The following is a 17,557-nucleotide window of genomic DNA, read 5'->3' as shown; positions in this document are numbered from 1 at the left end:
GTCAGTCGTGCGCGGGAGGGGTGAACTTCGGTCCGTTCACACCGTATCCGGCCTTCGAGAGGATCCACCCGAGCAGTGCGCCGACGACGACGACTCCCACGCACGCCCATACGAGGACGGGCATGTCAAGGAAGAAGAAGACGGTGCCGGCGGCGATGCCGATCAGCATCACCACGACCGCTGTCCATGCCGCCGGCGAATCGCCGTGGCCGGGGTCTCCGTGCTGGGTACTCATGAATCTCCTCTGAACAGATTTCGACGGTTCAAGACTAGCGGAATTCTCGACGGCGTTCGGGCACCCGCGCCCGCGCTCCCGAGGGATGCCGCGCGATCGCCGTCACCGGCCGGCGTCGCCCTCTCGGTCGCCGAAGTCGCCGCGACGGTCGCCGTCGCCGTCGCCGCGGTCGTCGCCGGCGTCGCTCGGGTCGTCGCCCTCCGAGAGCGCATCCCAATCCGAGATCCGATCCGGAGCATCCGAATCCGCGGCGCTCCCGGCGGCGTTCGCCGCTGCGCCGTACTTGCGGCCCCCCGAGGCCCACGCTCCGCCGAGCAGGGCGACGACGAGCCCCAGGAGCGCGGCCAGCACGCCGGCCGCCACGCACACCCACGCCCACGGCGACATGCTGCTCCACAGGACGAGCGACGTGGTGGCGTCGCCCGAGATGCCCGTGAGGTCGGTGATCGTGCCGGTGATCGCGGCGAGCGGCGCGACGAGCACGCTGATCGTGAGCGCCGCCAGGCCCGCGCCGAGCAGCACGACCAGCACGCCGAGCGCGCGCCGGAAGACCGGGCCGGCGATGGTGAGAGCGAGGGCTGCAGCGACGATCGCGATGGAGATCGGCGACACGGCGGCGTTCACCTCGTGACCGGCGACGGTCTCGAGGCTGTGCGTGCCGTCGAGCATGAAGGAGATCCACGTCTGCGATCCGGCGAGCAGCCCAAGCGCGCCCGTCAGCGCGACGCCGGCGATGGTGAGCGGTTTACGACGCATCGACGGTCTCCCCGAGCGTGCGGAGCGTGTTCGCGATGGCGATCGCCCGCAGCGGAGCTGCCGCCTTGCTGCGGCACTCCGCATCCTCGGTCTCCGGTACGGAGTCGGCGACCACCCCGGCCCCCGCCTGCACCATCGCGACGCCGTTCTTGATCGTCGCGGTGCGGATCGCGATGGCGAGATCCGCGGCTCCCCCGAGCCCGAAGTACCCGACGACGCCCCCATAGACGCCCCGCTGCACCGGCTCGAGCTCGTCGATGATCTGCAGCGCGCGCGGCTTCGGCGCCCCCGAGAGCGTGCCCGCCGGGAAGGTCGCGCGGAACACGTCGATGGGGTTCGCGTCAGCGCGCTTCCGACCCTCGACGCTCGACACGATGTGCATGATGTGGCTGAAGCGCTCGATGCGCATGAACTCCGTCACCTCGACGGAGCCCGGCTCGCAGACCCGCAGCAGGTCGTTCCGCGCGAGATCGACGAGCATGAGATGCTCGGCCCGCTCCTTCTCGTCGGCGAGCAGATCGCGCTCGTGCTGCTGATCCTCCTCGATGCTCGCCCCGCGCGGCCGCGACCCCGCGATCGGGTGCGTCAGCACGTGCCCGCTCTCCTGAACCGTCACCAGCGCCTCGGGGCTCGACCCCACGACCGAGAACGGCTCGCCCGCTGCGTCTTCGAGCTGCAGCAGGTAGAGGTACGGGCTCGGGTTCAGATGGCGGAGCACCCGGTACACGTCGAGCGGATCCGCGGCGCACTCCTGGTCGAAGCGCTGCGATGGCACCACCTGGAAGATGTCGCCGTCGACGATGTAGCGCTTCGCGGTCTCGACGGTCGCCAGGAACTCCGGCGTGCTCGTCAACCGGTGCGGCTGCGCCGTCGCTGCGCGATCGACCGAGCTCAGCGGAGACGGCTCGGGCGCGGAGAGCGCCGCCTGCAGCGCGTCGAGGCGAGCCTGCGCGCGGGCCCACTGCGCGTCCGCCGCCTCGACGGCCGCGACATCGACGGACGCTGCATCGCCGGCCGCGAGATCGTTGGTCGCGGCGTCGTCGAGGGCGGCACCGTCGAGGGCGGCGTCGTTGAGCACGTTCGCGAGCAGCACGACGCTGCCCTCGCGGTGATCGATGACGACGAGCTCCGAGACGAAGCTGAGCCCCTGCGTCGGGAGGCCCGATCCGACCGCGGGGGCTCCGTCGAGCTTCTCGAACTGGCGCACCGTCTCCCAGCCGAGATAGCCGACGAATCCGCTCGCGAGCGGCGGAAGCCCGGCCACCTGCGGCGACCGCCACCGCTCGTACAGCGCGCTGAGCGCGGCCACCGGCGCCAGGGAGTCGACGCCCCCGGGCAGCAGACGCTCGGCGGAGACGTCGAACGCAGGATCGGGAGACCAGTGCGCCGCACCGTCTCGCTCCCCGAGCACCCCGAAGCTTCCGGCCCCGACGAAGCTGAACCGCGTCCACACCCCGCCCTGCTCCGCCGATTCCAGCAGGAATGTGCCGGGCCGCGACCCGGCGACCTTCCGGTAGATGCCGACGGGCGTGTCGGCGTCCGCGAAGATCTCGCGGCAGACGGGGATCACAGCGTGGGAGGCGAGCGCGGCGTCGAACGCGGCGCGCGTGGTGGTCAGGCTCACCGCATCAGCCTATCGCGGACCGCCGACGCGGACCTGCGCCGCCGGGCGGCGTCAGGCGTCCGCGTCGGGATCCCCGACGAGCGCCGCGACCTCGCGGCCGGTGAAGCAGGTGCGGGTGCCGGTGTGGCACGCAGCCCCGATCTGCACGACCCGCACGAGGAGCGTGTCCCCATCGCAGTCCATCCGCACGCCGCGCACGTACTGGCGGTGGCCCGAGGTGTCGCCCTTCCTCCAGTACTCCTGGCGCGACCGCGACCAGAACGTGACCCGACCCGTGGTGAGCGTGCGGCGCACCGCCTCTCGATCCATCCAGGCGAGCATCAGCACGTCCCCGGAATCGTCGTCCTGGATGATCGCGGGCAGCAGGCCGTCGCTCGCGAATACGAGTTCGCTCGGAACCGGATCGGGGCCGCTCGCGAGTTCGCTCGGAACCGGGTCGACGCCGCTCACGACTCCGCCCCCGCGACGGCGGTCCGCACGCTGCAGCCCGCCTCGGCGAGCGCCGACTTGACCTCGCCGATCGTGAACGTGCCATCGTGGAAGACCGAGGCTGCGAGCACCGCGTCGGCGCCCGCGTCGACTGCGGGCGCGAAGTGCTCCAGGCGCCCCGCGCCGCCCGACGCGATGATCGGCACCGGCGAGACCTCGCGGACGAGGGCCGTGAGCTCCAGGTCGAACCCCGCGAGCGTGCCGTCCGCGTCCATCGAGTTCACGAGCAGCTCGCCGGCGCCCCGCTCGACCGCCTCGCGGCACCACTCCAGCGCATCGAGGTCCGTCTCGCGCTTGCCTCCGTGCGTGGTGACGACGAAGCCCGACGGCGTGCGCGGACTGCGCTTCACGTCGAGGGAGAGCACGAGCACCTGGGCGCCGAACCGGTCGGCGATCTCGCCGATCACCGCGGGACGCGCGATCGCACCGCTGTTGATCCCGATCTTGTCGGCGCCGACGCCGAGGAGTCTCGCGACGTCCTCCGGCCCGCGCACGCCGCCGCCCACCGTCAGCGGGATGAACACCTGCTCCGCGGTGCGGCGCACGACGTCGTACGTGGTCGAGCGGTCGTCGACCGTCGCGGTGACGTCGAGGAAGGTCAGCTCATCCGCCCCCTGGGCGGCGTATCTCGCCGCGAGCTCGACCGGGTCGCCGGCGTCGCGCAGATTCAGGAAGTTGACGCCTTTGACGACGCGCCCGCCCGACACGTCGAGGCAGGGGATGACGCGGGTTGCGATCGACATGCCGCTCCCCCTCAGAGCCGCGCCGCGTGAATCGCGGTCACGAGGATCGCGCGGGCGCCCAGGTCGTAGAGACGGTCCATGATCTCGTTCGCGTCGTCGGCGGGCACCATGACGCGCACCGCGACCCAGCGCTCGTCGTGCAGCGGAGATACGGTGGGCGACTCCATGCCGCCGGCGATCCGTGACGCCGCCTCGAGCTGCTCGACCGGGAGGTCGTAGTCCATGAGCACGTACTTGCGCGCCACAAGCACGCCTTGCAGGCGTCGCAGCAGCCGGTCGATGTCGGGGTGCGAGTTGGGCCCGCCGATGAGCACCGCAGTCGATTCGAGGATGACCGGGCCGAAGATCTCGAGGCCCGCCGCGCGGAGGGTGGCGCCGGTCGACACGACATCGGCCACGGCATCGGCGACGCCGAGCTGCACAGCCGATTCCACTGCGCCGTCAAGCTTCACGTGCTCGGCCTCGACGCCGCGGGCGCGGAGGAAGTCGTCGACGAGCTTGGGGTAGCTCGTTGCGACGCGCTTGCCTGAGAGGTCGGCGAGTTCGGCGAAGCCGCTCCCCGCCGGGGCTGCGAATCGGAAGGTGGAGTCGCCGAAGTCGAGCGCCGCAATCTCGCGCGCCGCCGAGCCGGAGTCGAGCAGCAGATCGCGGCCCGTGATGCCGACGTCGAGGGCGCCCGAACCGACGTACGTCGCGATGTCCTTCGGGCGCAGGTAGAAGAATTCCACCTGGTTGCGGGCGTCGGTGTGCACGAGCTTGCGGCTGTCGCGGCGGCCCGAGTAGCCGGCTTCGGCCAGCATCTCGGCGGCGGTGTCGGAGAGCGATCCCTTGTTGGGAACGGCGATGCGGAGCATGGTGCGGGAAGTCCTTCCGTGCGGCCGGGCAGCCGGCCAGTGAGTGAGATCAGCGGCGAGCATCGACGCGCGGGGAGACCGGCGCGCCGATGCTACAGATGCGCGTAGACGTCTTCGAGCGTCATGCCCTTCGCGAGCATGAGCACCTGCAGGTGGTAGAGCAGCTGGCTGATCTCCTCCGCGCACGCCTCGTCGGATTCGTGCTCGGCGGCCATCCACACCTCGGCGGCCTCTTCGACGATCTTCTTGCCGATCGTGTGCACGCCCGCGTCGAGGCGGGCGACCGTGTCGCTGCCCGCGGGGCGCGCGGCGGCCTTCTCGCTGAGCTCGGAGAAGAGCGCTTCGAACGATTTCACGTGAACAGCCTAGCGGGTTTCGCGCGGGCTCCGGATCGCGGGGGCGCCGGCCGGCTCAGTGCGCGTGCGCCGCGGCCGCCCGCCGGAGGTCGGCGATGCGATCCTCGGGCACTCCCGAGTAGACGGCGGAGCCCGCGACGAAGGTGTCGGCTCCCGCCTCGGCCGCGATGCCGATCGTGTCGGCGGTGATGCCGCCGTCGACCTGCAGCCAGACGTCGAGCCCGTGCCGAGCCCGCGCCTCGGCGAAGCGGCGCAGTTTCGGCATCATGTCGGGCATGAAGGCCTGCCCGCCGAAGCCGGGCTCGACCGTCATCACGAGCACCTGATCGAATTCGGGCAGCAGGTCGAGGTACGGTTCAGCGGCCGTGCCCGGCTTGAGCGCGATGCCGGCGCGCGCGCCGCGTTCGCGGAGGGCTCGCGCCACGGCGACGGGGTCGGCCGCAGCCTCGGCGTGGAACGTCACGGAGTAGGCGCCGAGTTCGGCGTAACCGGGCGCCCAGCGGTCGGCGTCGGCGATCATGAGGTGGACGTCGAGCGGCACCGGCGAGACCGCCTGGATGCGCTCGACGATGGGCGGGCCCATGGTGAGGTTCGGCACGAAGTGGTTGTCCATGACGTCGACGTGCACGAGGTCGGCGGTGCGGATCGCCTCGAGTTCGGACTGCAGGTTGACGAAGTCGGCGGACAGGATGCTCGGGTTGATGCGCTGCTCGGTCACGGAGGACAGCCTACGGCGTCGGGGAGGTCTCATCGGACGCCGGGGCCGGCTCCGCAGGCGCGGGTGCCGCGGGCGCGGGCGCGGGCGCGGCGGGCGCAGCGGCGAAGCTTCGGGAGAGCACCCGGTATGCGCGCGTGCCGAAGGCGCCAGCGGCGACCAGCACCATCGCCGCTCCGGCCCACACGAAGATGAGCGCGATGCCGCGGCTCTCCCCCTCCCCGAGCAGCCAGCCCCACTGCGCGGCTCCGGCGGGCTGCTCCATGTACGGCACGACCCAGAACTCCGCGATGGGGGCGATCAGCAGCGAGGTGATCGGCGCCGCGGCCGCCTCGAAGGTCATCGCGAGCCCGAAGACACGCCCCTGCTTCTCGAACGGCACGACCTTCTGGATGACGGTCTGCTCCGCCGCCTCCACCGCGGGCATCATCGCCATGAAGAGCCAGATTCCGGCGATGAACAGCCACGGCCAGTCGCGCAGCGTGAACACCATGCCGAGCACGCCGAGCAGCCCGGCGAGCACGAGCATCGTGCGGATCGGGTTCTTCCCGAGCCCCCACTTCGCGACGACGGCGCCGCCGACGATGAATCCCGTCGAGGCGATGCCGAACACGATGCCCCACACCTCGACAGAGAACAGTTCGAGCCCGTACGGGTCGAGCAGCGCCATGAACACGCCGCCGGAGAGGTTGTTGAGCGTCGAGAAGAACACGAGGGCGATCAGACCGGGGACCGTGAGCATCGCGGCCATTCCGCCGCGGAAGTCGACTGCGCTTCGGGTCGGATCGTGCACGATCTCGGGCTCCGGGATGCGGAGCGCGAGCAGATGGAGGATCGGCGCGCCCACGAACACGGTGGCGATGATGATGGTGCCGCCCATCCCGAGCAGTCCCACCGAGAGCCCGCTGAAGACGCTCGTGGCGATGAACGCGAGGCCCTGCACTGTGCCGACGAGCCCGTTCGCGTTGGCGTGCCGCTCGGTCGGTACGAGCAGGGTCACGGTCGTCGCCAGCGCGAGGTTGCGCAGCAGCTCGACGACGCACCCCGCGAGCACGATGAGCGTGAACAGCCAGAACCAGGGGCGATCGAGCCGGAGCAGCTCGCTCTGCGGTACGCCGAAGAAGATCACGCACCCCGTGACGAACGCCACGAGCGACGCGGTGGCGGAGACGAGCATGACCCGCTGCTTGCGCATGCGGTCGACGAGCGATCCGAACCACATCGAGCACACGGCGATGAGGATCATGTAGACCGCGCCGAGCACACCCGTCGCGAGAATGCTGCGCGTCTCGAGGTACACCCAGAACACGACGGCGAACCAGAGGAAGTTCGTGGTGAGGTTGGCCACCGCGGTGTTCACGAGCACGTGCAGGAAGGTGCGCATTCCTCCCGGCGGAGGCGTCGGTGCGATCGGAGGCGGCGCCGGCTCCGACCCGGGATGTTCGTCCATGCTGACAGGGTAAGCCCGGCCTCCGACATCCACCAGACTAGGCGCCGGTCGCCCGCCGTTCCACGAGCGCGATGAACATCGCGTCGGTGCCGTGCCGGTGGGGCCAGAGCTGCACGCTCAGCGACGCGCCGGCGAGATCGATCTCCGAGCGCGCGACCTCGCCCACCACCGCTCGCGCGTCGATCTCGCGCAGCTCGGGGTGGTCTCGGAGCAGGCGATCCAGCGTGACGCGGGTCTCCGCGAGGTGCGGCGAGCAGGTGACGTAGGCGAGCACTCCCCCCGGCGCCAGGTGCGCGGTCGCCTGCCGCAGCAGCTCCGCCTGCAGGCGGGTCAGCTCGGGGAGATCGGACGGCTGCTTGCGCCAGCGCGCCTCGGGGCGGCGGCGCAGCGCGCCGAGGCCGGAGCACGGGGCGTCCACGAGAATGCGGTCGAACGTCTGCCCGCCGTAGGCCTCGTCGCCCCTGCCGTCGTAGGAGACCACCTCGACGGCGTCCGCGACGCCGCTCACCGACCTCCGCACCAGCTCAGCGCGATGCTCGGAGACCTCGTTCGCGCGCACGCGCGCCCCCGCAGCGAGCGCCTCCGCGCCGAGCACCGCCGTCTTGCCTCCCGGGCCGGCGCAGAGGTCGAGCCACCGCTCCCCGCGGCGCACCGGACGCACCCGCGTGAGGGCCAGCGCGGCGAGCTGCGATCCCTGATCCTGCACGCGCGCGTAGCCGGGTCGGGCACCGCTGACTGCGATCGCACGCGCGGGATCGCCCGCGCCGATCTCCACTCCGAGCGGGGAGGGGCCGGTCGCGGTCGCACCCGACTCGGCTGCGGCCATCGCCGCCTCCGCGACGGTGACGCCGGCGCCGGGCAGGATCGCGAGGCTGACGCGCGGGGCGTCGTTGTCGGCAGCGAGCAGTGCGTCCAGCTCGGCCTCCCGCCCCTCCGCGCGCAGCGCATCCTGCAGGGCCCGGATGATCCACGTCGGGTGCGACGCGAGTGCCGCGCGCGCGTCGTTCGCGCTCGTCGCGGCGTCGGCGATCCGCGCGTCCCACTCGTCGTTCGATGCGCGGCCGATGCTCCGCAGCACCCCGTTCACGAAGCCGGCTGCCGCGCGGTTGCCCACGCGCCGCTGCAGCTCGACGCTCTCGTTCACCGCGGCGTGCGCGGCCGTGCGCATGCCGAGCAGCTGATGCGCGCCCAACCGCAGCACCGTGCGCGTGCGCGCGTCGATGCGCTCGATCTCGCGCCCCGCGGCCAGTTCGATGATGCGGTCGTACCGACCGCGCCAGCGCAGCGCTCCGGCCGCGAGCTCGGTGGCGAGGCCGGCATCGCGGGCGTCGAGCCCCGCATCTCGGATGCGCCCGGGCAGCGCGAGGTTCGCGTACGAATCGCGCTCCTCGACATCCTGCAGCACCTCGTACGCCACGAGACGGGCCGGCGAGATCCGGCCGCCACCGCCACCGCCAGTGCGGCGCTGCCCCCCGCCGGTGCGGCGCTGCCCGCCGCCGCTGCCGCGCGCACCGCCGCTCATGCGAGCGCCCCCGCTCATGCGAGCACCGCGCTTCCGCCGCGCCCGCGCAACCAGGCCGCGCCGTCCATCGCCGGCTTCCCGGCCGGTTGCACGCGCACGAGTTCGAGGGCGCCGTCGCGCAGCGCGAGCATCGCCCGGCCGTCCTGCAGCGATACCGCGCCGACCCCGTCGACCGCGCCCGCGTCTGCGACACTTGCGCCCACCGGTGCCGCGCGCAGTTCGAGCACCTTCAACGGGGCATCCTCGTGCAGCGCGTACGCTCCGGGCTCCGGGGTCATGCCGGCCCACTGCGCGAGCACCGCGCGGCTGTCGCCGTCCAGCCGCAGTCGGCCGTCGTCTCGGGAGAGCTTCCGCGCGTAGGTCGCCTCGCCGTGCTGCGCCTCACCTGCCCCGGGGTTCTCGGCGAGGGCCGCCACGGCGCGCGCAAGAGCCGTCGTACCGAACGACGCGAGCTCGGTCAGCGCCTCCCCCGCGGTGGTGCCCGCTGCGAACTCGCGCGCGTCCCGCGCCAGCACGTCGCCGGCGTCGAGCGCTTCGACCAGGCGGAACACGGTGACCCCGAGGCGCTGCTCGCCGGCTTCGAGCGCCCGCTGCACCGGAGCCGCACCCCGCCACCGGGGCAGTTCCGAGAAGTGGAGGTTGATCCAGCCGAGCTCCGGCAGGCTCAGGAGCGGCTCGCGCACGAGCCCGCCGTAGGCCACGATGACGCCGAGGTCGGCGCCGAGCCCCCGCACCCACTCCGTTGCGGCCTCATCGAGCCGGTTCGCGCGGAGCACCGGAATGCGGAGCGCTTCGGCGGCGACGGCCACGGGCGACGGGGTCAGCACGCGCTTGCGCCCGAGCGGCGCGTCCTCGCGAGTGATCACACCCGCGATCTCGTGGCCCGCGGCGCGGAGCGCTGCAAGACTGGGTACGGCGAACTCGGGGGTTCCGGCAAAGACGATCCGCATCCCGCCATTCTCCCACGCGCCGGCCCCGCGCCGGCGCGTGGGACCGCCACTCGCCCGGCGGGAACGCGGCCGGGACCGCGTCACCCGTCGAAGACGCCCCGGTCGTCGAAGCGGAGCTTCAGGGCCTCGGGCCGGGCGCGGCCCGGCCCCCGGCCGCGCGCACGCGACGCCGATCCGGCCGCGTCGGCGACGAGCGCGCCGCGGAGGCGGCTCGCGACCTCCGCTCCGTGGCCGTAGTCGAACCGCACGATCGCGCGCACGAGACCGGTCGGGGCGCGCGTGGGGCCACCCGATGGCAGCGGCGTGGGGCCGAGGTGATCGACTCCGGGGATCGATGCGAGCTGCTGCAGTGCACGTTCGACCTCGTCGGGCCCGCCGCTGACACTCGCCACCCGTACGGCCGGCGGGTATCTCAGGGCGTGGCGGTCGCGCAGCTCGTCGTGCAGCCACTCCTCCACCCGCCCCGTGACGAAGGCCCGCACCACCGGTCCGCCTCCGGACGCCATCAGGCAGATGCCGTCGGGCGCGGTCAGCGCCGCGGCGTTCTCCCACCAGCGCAGGCAGTCCTCCCCCGCGCGGAGCGTCTCGATGCTCAGCAGGCGCTCGGCATCGAGCAGCACCACCGCCCGGTAACCGCCCGCAGCGAGCGGTTCGGCGCCGCGGGTGGCGACCACGATCGCGGGCCGGGCGTCGACGCGCTCGCGCGGGTGCTCGCCATCGCTGAGCAGCACACGCGCCCCCTCGAACTGCCGTTCGAACTGCTCGACGGTGCGCCCGGAGCCCATGCCGCGTTCGACGAGGCGGGTGCCGTCGCAGGTGCGGCAGTGCCAGTCGCTCGCGTACTCGCCGCACCATCTGCACGAGGCGCGGCCGATCACGCGGAAGCCGATCGGCCCGTTGCAGAAGCCGCACCGGGCGAGGTCGCCGCAGTCCTCGCAGACGGCGACGGGCGCGTAGCCGGGCGTGGCGACCTGCACGAGCACCGGCCCGGTGCGCAGCCCCTCCCGGATCGTTCGCGCCGCGAATTCGGGCACGCGGCCCGCGAAGGCGTCGGGGGCGAGCGACGCATCGGCGTGCACGACCCGCGCCCGGCGGGGCGGGTTGCGCTGCGCTCGCACGTAGCCGAGGTCGACGAGGCGCTGCACCTCGGCGCTGCGCGCGTGCGCAGCGAAGAAGAGCCCCGCGGTCTCCTGCTCGGCGCGCACGAGTGCGGCGTCGCGAGCGTGCACGTACGGCGAGAGCGGCTCGGCGAGCACGGGGTCGCCGTCGTCCCAGAGGATGATCGCGCCGAGCGCGTGGGCCGGCGCGTAGACCGCCGACCGGTTGCCGAGGATGATGCGCGGTTCGAGGTCTCGCGCGCGGAGGAACCCGGCGTAGCGCTCGGCGTTCGACTGACGGGAGTCGACGCGCACGATGTCGTCGTGCCCGAGCGCTGCGAGCGCGTCGCGCAGCTGATCGAGGTCGCGGTAGTCGGGGGCGATGAGGATCGCGCTGCGTCCGAGAGCGTGCACTGCGAGCGCGATGCGCGCCAGTTGCGCGGCCCAGCCGCCGACCCATTCGCCGGTGTGCAGGCGGTCGGGTCCGTGGGAGGCCGTGAGCGCGAGCCGGGATCCGGCGACGAGCTGCGCGGCGATGTCGGCTTCGGCGCCCTCCTGCGGTGCCTCCGAAGCCTCCGGTGCGGTGTCCGGCTCAGGTGCGATCTCCGCCCCCGGTGCAGCCTCCGAAGCCTCCGGCGCAGCCTCCGAAACCTCCGGTGCAGCCTCCGCCTCCGCCTCATCCGACTGCTGCCGTGCGGCGGCCGCGGCGAGGTGCTGCTTCTCGACGCGCACCTGGCGCGCGGGAATCGCGAGGCGGAGGATGTCGCCGGCCGAGCCGCCCGCCCGGTCGGCGACCGCCCGTGCGAGGCGCCACACCGGAGCCGAGAGCAGCGGGACGAGCGTCACGATGTCGGCGACGGGCGAGAGCTCCCCGCCGAAGTCGCTGCGCTCGGCGAACCCGATCACGTATCCGAACGTCTTCCGCTCCTTCGAGCGGAACGGCACGCGGACGCGCTGACCGACGCGGATGTCGTCCGCGAGCTCGGGCGGTATCGCGTAATCGAACAGGTGGTCGAGCTGCGGAAGCGCCGAGTCGAGGAGGATCTTCGCGACGGGGCGCCCGTTCGCGGCCTCGGCGGCTGCGAACGGCGAGGCGGGCGCGCTCGGATCGGGCATGCCGCGCGCCTACAGGCCCGCGGCGGCCCGCAGTTCGGCGACGCGGGGGGTCGACTCCCAGGTGAACTCCGGGAGCTCGCGGCCGAAATGCCCGTAGGCGCTCGTGCGCGCGTAGACCGGGCGCAGCAGATCGAGATCCCGGATGATCGCCAGGGGTCGCAGGTCGAAGACCTCGCGCACTGCGCGCTCGATGCGGTCGAGCGGAACCGTCTCGGTGCCGAACGTCTCGACGTAGAGCCCGACCGGGTGCGCGCGCCCGATCGCGTACGCCACCTGCAGCTCCGCGCGCGACGCGAGCCCGGCCCGCACCACGTGCTTGGCGACCCAGCGCATCGCGTACGCCGCCGAACGATCGACCTTCGAGGGGTCCTTGCCGCTGAAGGCGCCTCCGCCGTGCCGGCTCGCGCCGCCGTAGGTGTCGATGATGATCTTGCGGCCGGTGAGCCCGGCGTCTCCCATGGGGCCGCCGACGACGAACGGACCGGCCGGGTTGATGAACAGCTCGGCATTCGCGCTCGGCAGCTCCACCTGCTCGAGCACCGGGCGGATCACCAGGCGCTCGACGGCGTCGCGCAGCGCCGGCTGGGTCATGCCGGCGTGGTGCTGCGTCGACACCACGACGGCCTCGACGCTGGCCGCGCGGTCTCCGTCGTAGCCGATGGTGACCTGCGTCTTGCCGTCGGGCCGCAGCTCGGGCAGCTCGCCGCTCTTGCGCACCTCCGTGAGCCGCTCCGCGAGCCGGTGGGCGACCCAGCTCGGGAGCGGGTGGAGCTCGGGCGTCTCGTCCGTCGCGAAGCCGAACATGATGCCCTGATCGCCCGCGCCCTGCTGGTTCAGCGCGTCATCCGCATCGGCGCCGCTGCGCACCTCCAACGACGTGTCGACGCCGCCGGCAATGTCGGGCGACTGCTGGCCGATCGATACCGAGACGCCGCACGACGACGCGTCGAACCCCATCTCCGAGCTGGTGTACCCGATGTCGCGCACCGCCTCGCGCACCAACTGCGGAATCTCCACGTACCCCGTGGTCGAGACCTCGCCGGCGACGTGGACGAGCCCCGTCGTCACGAGCGTCTCCACCGCCACCCGAGCACCGGGATCCTGCGCGAGCATCGCGTCGAGAATGGTGTCGGAGATGCGATCGCAAATCTTGTCGGGGTGGCCCTCGGTGACGGACTCTGACGTGAACTGGCGAAGCGGCACGGTGCTCCTCAAGGTAAAGGCTGACGGCGGAAGGATGGAGCCGGAAACAGCGGTGGCGCCGGACCCTGTTCAGGGTATCCGACGCCACCGACGCTGCTCGCGAATGCAGCTGAAGATTACACTTCCTCGAGCTCGTCGGTCGCGCTCGCCTCTTCGGCGCGGCGCGTCATCGTGAGCTTGCCCTCGACGATCTCGTGCAGCGCGATCGACAGCGGCTTGTCGTCGACGGACGAATCGACCAGGGGGCCGACGTTGTCGAACAGGTTGCCGTCGTGCAGATCCGTGTAGTAATCGTTGATCTGACGTGCACGCTGCGAGGCGAAGACCACCAAGGCGTACTTCGAATCGACCTTCTCGAGCAGATCGTCGATGGGCGGGTCGATGATGCCGTTGGGATTGGCCATGTACACACTCCTCTAGTTGACCGTCCCATCCTACCCGAGGTTTCGGCGCTTCGCTGGGCGCGCCCCTCAGCCGAGCAGGGATCGCACGAGCACATGCCCATTCGGAGTGCGCAGCCGCACCCAGGTCAGCGACCGGGCGACCTCGACGGTCGGCGCGTCCTTCAGGAAGCCCATGGCCTCTGCGGCGAAGGCGGCGGCAGCGGGAATGCCGGGCGCCATCTCCAGCCCCCAGACCGACGCGCGCACGCGATGCACCACCGCCTCGCCCGGGTCCGCCGGCAGCAGCTCGGCGACGCGTCCGATCCCCTCCGCCGCGACCGAGCCGAGCGACGGCCCGTCCAGCGCCCCCGCCGGCGCCCACCCCGCGGTCGGCGGCAGCACGCCCGCCCACGCCGCCAGCGCACTCGAATCGGGCAGATCGAGCCGTCGCCCGGCGAGTCCCATCCGCGCGATGCGATCGAGGAGTGCCCGGCCCGGCACGGTCGCATCGACCGGCGATTCGGGATCCTCGGAGAGCCCGAAGGCGCGCATCACGAGCACGACGGGCACGGAGTCCGTGATGCCCCGCGGCGCCTGCATGCACCCGTACACCGCGAGGGCGCGCCCCCGCGACACCACGCGCACGTCCGGCTGCCCGGCGCGCAGCAGCCGTTCGAGGAAGATGCGGAGATCGTCTCGCGTGGCGGCGTCGGAGAACTCAAGCGTCACGGGCATGGCCCCCGAGTCTACCGGCCCCCGCATCGACGAAGAGCCCGCGCATCGACGAAGAGCCCGCGCATCGACGGAGACGCGCACCGGCGCGCATAGACTGAGGGCACCGATTTCAGCGCGCCGACAACGGAGGATCTATGACCGCGTCGCAAGGTCTCCTGGACATGCTCACCGTGATCGACTCCGGTGCGCGCACGCGCGAGGACATCCTCATCGGCCCGCCGCTGCCCACACCGCACGGCCGCTCCTTCGGCGGTCAGGTGCTCGGGCAGGCGATCGCGGCAGCCGGGCGCACGGCGCCGCGCGATCGGGAGATACACTCCATGCACGGGTACTTCCTGCGCCCCGGCGACGCCGACGCCAGCATGACCTTCGAGGTGGATCGTCTGCACGACGGCCGCTCCTTCTCCACCCGCCGAGTGCAGGCCTACCAGCACGGCGAAGCGCGGATGTCGATGATCGCGTCGTTCCAGACCGACGACCCGGGGCTCGAGCATCAGGAGCGGCTGGACCTCTCCGACCTCCCCGATCCCGAGTCGCTGCCGACGGTGTGGGAGAAGTACGGCCATCTCTCGGGCAACGGCCGAGCCTCATGGGTGCTCGATCGCCCCTTCGACTTCCGCTACGTCGAATCCGACATCATCCTCCAGGTGGCCGAGCGCACCTCGCGGCAGCACGTCTGGATGCGGAGCTGGGAGGAGTTCGACGCCTCCCCGCTGCTCAACGCCGCGGCGCTCGCCTTCGGCAGCGACTACCTGCTCCTCGAGCCGGTAGCGCGTCGGCACGGCCTGCCCTGGGCGACGCCGGGGATGCGGGCGGCCAGCCTCGACCACGCGATGTGGTTCCACCGCCCGTTCCGCGTCGACGAGTGGCTGCTCTACGAACTCGACTCACCCACATCCCAGGGCGGGCGGGGTCTCGCCCGTGGCCGTTTCTACGACCGCGACGGCGTCCACGTCGCGACGGTGGCGCAGGAGAGCATGATGCGGCTTCCCGCGCTCCCGCAGCAGGAGGTGTAACGGGCGTCGAGCGGGCGGCCGGGCTCAGGTGCGGCGCATCTCCAGCGGCGCATCCGTCCACGCTCCGACCGAGGCTCGGCCCGCATCCGAGAGGCGGATCGGCCGCAGCGTCTCCCCGTCCACGATCACGATGTGCGAGATGGCGCGCGCCACCACCGAGCGATCTGCGGCGGCGCCGTCCACGATCTCGTAGTGCACCTCCAGGCTCGATCCTCCGAGCCGCCCGATCCAGAGCTCCACGATGATCGGGTGCTCCGAGTACTCGAGCACCCGGAGGTACTCGATCTGCTGGCCGGCGACGAGCATCTTCGGCCCCAGCGGGTCGTCGCTGCGGAAGTGGCGCTCCATGCCGGTGCGCTCCCGCCCCGAGCCGAGCCAGAACGTGCGCACCCGGGCCTCTTCGAGGAAGCGCGCGAAGGCGACGTTGTTGACATGGCCGTAGGCGTCCTGGTCGGCCCAGCGCAGCTCCATGTCGATGCGGGCGCGTGCCATTGCGGCTCCTCTCGTGTACGCGCCGTCGCACCGGCGACGGCGACGGCGAGGGCGCCGGACCGCCGGCGCCCTCCCCGCTCATCGACTAGTCGCGCGTGAGCTTCCGGTACGTGACGCGGGAGGGCTTCGCCGCCTCCGCGCCCAGGCGCTCGACCTTGTTCGCCTCGTAGGCCTCGAAGTTGCCCTCGTACCAGTACCAGTTCGCGGGCTCCTCCTCGGTGCCCTCGTAGGCGAGGATGTGCGTCGCGATGCGATCCAGGAACCACCGGTCGTGGGTGATGACCACGGCGCAGCCGGGGAACTCGAGCAGCGCGTTCTCGAGGCTCGTGAGCGTCTCGACGTCGAGGTCGTTGGTCGGCTCGTCGAGCAGCAGCAGGTTGCCGCCCTGCTTCAGCGTCAGCGCGAGGTTCAGACGGTTGCGCTCGCCGCCCGAGAGCACCCCGGCGGGCTTCTGCTGATCCGGCCCCTTGAACCCGAACGTCGAGACGTACGCGCGCGATGGAATCTCGACGTTGCCGACCTTCATGTAGTCGAGACCGTCGGAGACGACCTCCCAGACCGTCTTCTTCGGATCGATGCCGCCGCGCGTCTGATCGACGTAGCTCAGCTTGACGGTGTCGCCGATCTTCAGCTCGCCTCCGTCGAGGGGCTCGATGCCGACGATCGTCTTGAACAGCGTCGTCTTGCCCACGCCGTTCGGCCCGATGATGCCGACGATGCCGTTGCGCGGCAGCGAGAAGGAGAGCCCATCGATCAGCGTGCGTCCATCGAAGCCCTTGTTGAGGTTCTTCGCCTCCAGCACCACGTTGCCGAGACGCGGGCCGGCGGGGATCTGGATCTCCTCGAAGTCGAGCTTCCGCGTGCGCTCCGCCTCCGTCGCCATCTCCTCGTAGCGCGCGAGTCGCGCCTTCGACTTCGCCTGGCGCCCCTTCGCATTCGTGCGCACCCACTCCAGCTCCTCCTTGAGGCGCTTCTGGAGCTTCTGATCCTTCTTGCCCTGCACCTCGAGGCGCGCGGCCTTCTGCTCGAGGTACGTCGAGTAGTTGCCCTCGTACGGATAGAGGCGGCCGCGATCGACCTCGCAGATCCACGTAGCGACGTGGTCGAGGAAGTAGCGGTCGTGCGTGACGGCCATGACGGCGCCCGGGTACTTCGCGAGGTGCTGCTCGAGCCAGAGCACGCTCTCCGCGTCGAGGTGGTTGGTGGGCTCGTCAAGGAGCAGCAGATCGGGCTTCTCGAGCAGCAGCTTGCAGAGCGCCACGCGGCGCTTCTCGCCACCGGAGAGGTGCGACACGATCGCGTCGGCCGGCGGGCAGCGGAGGGCGTCCATCGCCTGTTCGAGCTGGCTGTCGAGATCCCAGCCGTCGACGGCGTCGATGGCCTCCTGCAGCTCGCCCATCTCGGGGAGCAGCTTGTCGTAGTCGGCGTCGGGATCGGCCATCTCGAGCGAGATCTCGTTGAAGCGGTCGAGCTTGCCCTTGATCTCGGCGACGCCCTGCTGCACGTTCTCGAGCACCGTGGCGTCCTCGTCGAGCTCGGGCTCCTGCATCAGGATGCCCACGGAATACCCCGGGGTGAGGTGCGCCTCGCCGTTCGACGGCGTGTCGAGCCCCGCCATGATCTTCAGGATCGTCGACTTGCCGGCGCCGTTCGGGCCGACGACGCCGATCTTCGCGCCGGGCAGGAACGCCATCGTGACGTCGTCGAGAATCACCTTGTCGCCGTGCGCCTTGCGCGCGCGGACCATCTGGTAAATGTACTCAGCCATATACACACTCGGGCGCACAGGCGCCCCGAACTCCCTTATTGGAATGGTGGGTT

Annotated in this window: 18 protein-coding genes; 1 reads left to right on the top strand and 17 read right to left on the bottom strand. The window is 71.6% G+C overall.

Annotation, left to right across the window (positions count from 1 at the left end; all coding sequences use genetic code 11):
• Window position 1: 1 nt before the first annotated feature.
• The 15 genes from BLT44_RS09575 to BLT44_RS09505 all read right to left on the bottom strand — a co-directional run bounded on the left by BLT44_RS09575 (window position 2) and on the right by BLT44_RS09505 (window position 14,228).
• Window positions 2-235, bottom strand: coding sequence for a DUF6704 family protein (locus tag BLT44_RS09575; protein ID WP_010157323.1), 234 nt, complete (start codon window positions 233-235; stop codon window positions 2-4).
• Window positions 236-337: 102 nt separating this feature from the next.
• The gene (locus BLT44_RS09570; RefSeq protein WP_010157324.1) at window positions 338-991 is read right to left on the bottom strand and encodes a Trp biosynthesis-associated membrane protein; all 654 of its coding nucleotides are present in this window, start codon (window positions 989-991) and stop codon (window positions 338-340) included.
• A complete protein-coding gene (locus tag BLT44_RS09565) occupies window positions 981-2,615 on the bottom strand; it encodes an anthranilate synthase component I (RefSeq protein ID WP_010157325.1) in 1,635 nt (544 codons plus the stop codon). The genes BLT44_RS09570 and BLT44_RS09565 overlap by 11 nt, the downstream gene beginning before the upstream one ends.
• A gap of 51 nt (window positions 2,616-2,666) precedes the next feature.
• Window positions 2,667-3,065: a phosphoribosyl-AMP cyclohydrolase gene (hisI, locus tag BLT44_RS09560; RefSeq protein WP_010157326.1), complete on the bottom strand. Its 399-nt coding sequence runs from the start codon at window positions 3,063-3,065 to the stop codon at window positions 2,667-2,669.
• On the bottom strand, window positions 3,062-3,847 hold the full coding sequence (gene hisF / locus BLT44_RS09555) for an imidazole glycerol phosphate synthase subunit HisF (RefSeq protein WP_010157327.1): 786 nt from the start codon (window positions 3,845-3,847) through the stop codon (window positions 3,062-3,064). Before hisF ends, hisI begins: the two co-directional genes overlap by 4 nt.
• A gap of 11 nt (window positions 3,848-3,858) precedes the next feature.
• Window positions 3,859-4,701 (bottom strand): ATP phosphoribosyltransferase, encoded by an 843-nt coding sequence (gene hisG / locus BLT44_RS09550; protein WP_010157328.1) that lies wholly within the window; start codon window positions 4,699-4,701, stop codon window positions 3,859-3,861.
• A gap of 92 nt (window positions 4,702-4,793) precedes the next feature.
• On the bottom strand, window positions 4,794-5,057 hold the full coding sequence (locus BLT44_RS09545; RefSeq protein WP_010157329.1) for a phosphoribosyl-ATP diphosphatase: 264 nt from the start codon (window positions 5,055-5,057) through the stop codon (window positions 4,794-4,796).
• 55 nt (window positions 5,058-5,112) lie between these two features.
• Window positions 5,113-5,808, bottom strand: coding sequence for a ribulose-phosphate 3-epimerase (rpe, locus tag BLT44_RS09540; protein ID WP_050803131.1), 696 nt, complete (start codon window positions 5,806-5,808; stop codon window positions 5,113-5,115).
• A complete protein-coding gene (locus BLT44_RS09535; RefSeq protein ID WP_010157331.1) occupies window positions 5,786-7,156 on the bottom strand; it encodes an MFS transporter in 1,371 nt (456 codons plus the stop codon). The genes rpe and BLT44_RS09535 overlap by 23 nt, the downstream gene beginning before the upstream one ends.
• A 103-nt stretch (window positions 7,157-7,259) precedes the next feature.
• A complete protein-coding gene (locus BLT44_RS09530) occupies window positions 7,260-8,762 on the bottom strand; it encodes an RsmB/NOP family class I SAM-dependent RNA methyltransferase (RefSeq protein ID WP_083351990.1) in 1,503 nt (500 codons plus the stop codon).
• Complete coding sequence (locus BLT44_RS09525; RefSeq protein WP_010157333.1) at window positions 8,759-9,694, bottom strand: methionyl-tRNA formyltransferase; 936 nt, start codon at window positions 9,692-9,694, stop codon at window positions 8,759-8,761. Before BLT44_RS09525 ends, BLT44_RS09530 begins: the two co-directional genes overlap by 4 nt.
• An 80-nt stretch (window positions 9,695-9,774) precedes the next feature.
• A complete protein-coding gene (locus BLT44_RS09520; protein WP_074690169.1) occupies window positions 9,775-11,907 on the bottom strand; it encodes a primosomal protein N' family DNA-binding protein in 2,133 nt (710 codons plus the stop codon).
• A 9-nt stretch (window positions 11,908-11,916) separates the two neighbouring features.
• Entirely contained in the window at window positions 11,917-13,110 is a 1,194-nt protein-coding gene (gene metK, locus BLT44_RS09515) for a methionine adenosyltransferase (protein WP_010157335.1), read from the bottom strand.
• Window positions 13,111-13,226: 116 nt separating this feature from the next.
• Window positions 13,227-13,514 (bottom strand): DNA-directed RNA polymerase subunit omega, encoded by a 288-nt coding sequence (gene rpoZ, locus BLT44_RS09510; RefSeq protein WP_010157336.1) that lies wholly within the window; start codon window positions 13,512-13,514, stop codon window positions 13,227-13,229.
• 66 nt (window positions 13,515-13,580) lie between these two features.
• Window positions 13,581-14,228, bottom strand: a complete 648-nt coding sequence (locus BLT44_RS09505; protein ID WP_010157338.1) for a DUF8185 domain-containing protein — start codon at window positions 14,226-14,228, stop codon at window positions 13,581-13,583.
• 134 nt (window positions 14,229-14,362) lie between these two features.
• Between BLT44_RS09505 and BLT44_RS09500 the strand changes: the two genes are divergently transcribed.
• On the top strand, window positions 14,363-15,244 hold the full coding sequence (locus BLT44_RS09500) for an acyl-CoA thioesterase (protein WP_010157339.1): 882 nt from the start codon (window positions 14,363-14,365) through the stop codon (window positions 15,242-15,244).
• A 24-nt stretch (window positions 15,245-15,268) separates the two neighbouring features.
• Here the strand turns inward: BLT44_RS09500 and BLT44_RS09495 are convergent, their stop codons facing one another.
• Together BLT44_RS09495 and ettA are read right to left on the bottom strand one after the other, a co-directional pair.
• Window positions 15,269-15,736, bottom strand: coding sequence for an acyl-CoA thioesterase (locus BLT44_RS09495; RefSeq protein WP_010157340.1), 468 nt, complete (start codon window positions 15,734-15,736; stop codon window positions 15,269-15,271).
• 85 nt (window positions 15,737-15,821) lie between these two features.
• Window positions 15,822-17,504: an energy-dependent translational throttle protein EttA gene (gene ettA, locus BLT44_RS09490; protein ID WP_010157341.1), complete on the bottom strand. Its 1,683-nt coding sequence runs from the start codon at window positions 17,502-17,504 to the stop codon at window positions 15,822-15,824.
• Window positions 17,505-17,557 lie beyond the last annotated feature (53 nt).

The organism is Leucobacter chromiiresistens (genome assembly GCF_900102345.1).
GTDB classification, from domain to species: Bacteria; Actinomycetota; Actinomycetes; order Actinomycetales; family Microbacteriaceae; genus Leucobacter; species Leucobacter chromiiresistens.
Note: the sequence above shows the minus strand (reverse complement) of the source record. Positions and strands in the feature narration are given on the sequence as shown.

Coding starts and splice junctions, on each gene's coding strand:
- BLT44_RS09575 (WP_010157323.1), bottom strand. CDS start 235: ATGAGTACCCAGCACGGAGACCCCGGCCACGGCGATTCGCCGGCGGCA.
- BLT44_RS09570 (WP_010157324.1), bottom strand. CDS start 991: ATGCGTCGTAAACCGCTCACCATCGCCGGCGTCGCGCTGACGGGCGCG.
- hisF (WP_010157327.1), bottom strand. CDS start 3,847: ATGTCGATCGCAACCCGCGTCATCCCCTGCCTCGACGTGTCGGGCGGG.
- hisG (WP_010157328.1), bottom strand. CDS start 4,701: ATGCTCCGCATCGCCGTTCCCAACAAGGGATCGCTCTCCGACACCGCC.
- rpe (WP_050803131.1), bottom strand. CDS start 5,808: ATGAGACCTCCCCGACGCCGTAGGCTGTCCTCCGTGACCGAGCAGCGC.
- BLT44_RS09535 (WP_010157331.1), bottom strand. CDS start 7,156: ATGCGCACCTTCCTGCACGTGCTCGTGAACACCGCGGTGGCCAACCTC.
- BLT44_RS09530 (WP_083351990.1), bottom strand. CDS start 8,762: ATGAGCGGGGGCGCTCGCATGAGCGGCGGTGCGCGCGGCAGCGGCGGC.
- BLT44_RS09525 (WP_010157333.1), bottom strand. CDS start 9,694: ATGCGGATCGTCTTTGCCGGAACCCCCGAGTTCGCCGTACCCAGTCTT.
- BLT44_RS09520 (WP_074690169.1), bottom strand. CDS start 11,907: ATGCCCGATCCGAGCGCGCCCGCCTCGCCGTTCGCAGCCGCCGAGGCC.
- rpoZ (WP_010157336.1), bottom strand. CDS start 13,514: ATGGCCAATCCCAACGGCATCATCGACCCGCCCATCGACGATCTGCTC.
- BLT44_RS09505 (WP_010157338.1), bottom strand. CDS start 14,228: ATGCCCGTGACGCTTGAGTTCTCCGACGCCGCCACGCGAGACGATCTC.
- BLT44_RS09500 (WP_010157339.1), top strand. CDS start 14,363: ATGACCGCGTCGCAAGGTCTCCTGGACATGCTCACCGTGATCGACTCC.
- BLT44_RS09495 (WP_010157340.1), bottom strand. CDS start 15,736: ATGGCACGCGCCCGCATCGACATGGAGCTGCGCTGGGCCGACCAGGAC.
- ettA (WP_010157341.1), bottom strand. CDS start 17,504: ATGGCTGAGTACATTTACCAGATGGTCCGCGCGCGCAAGGCGCACGGC.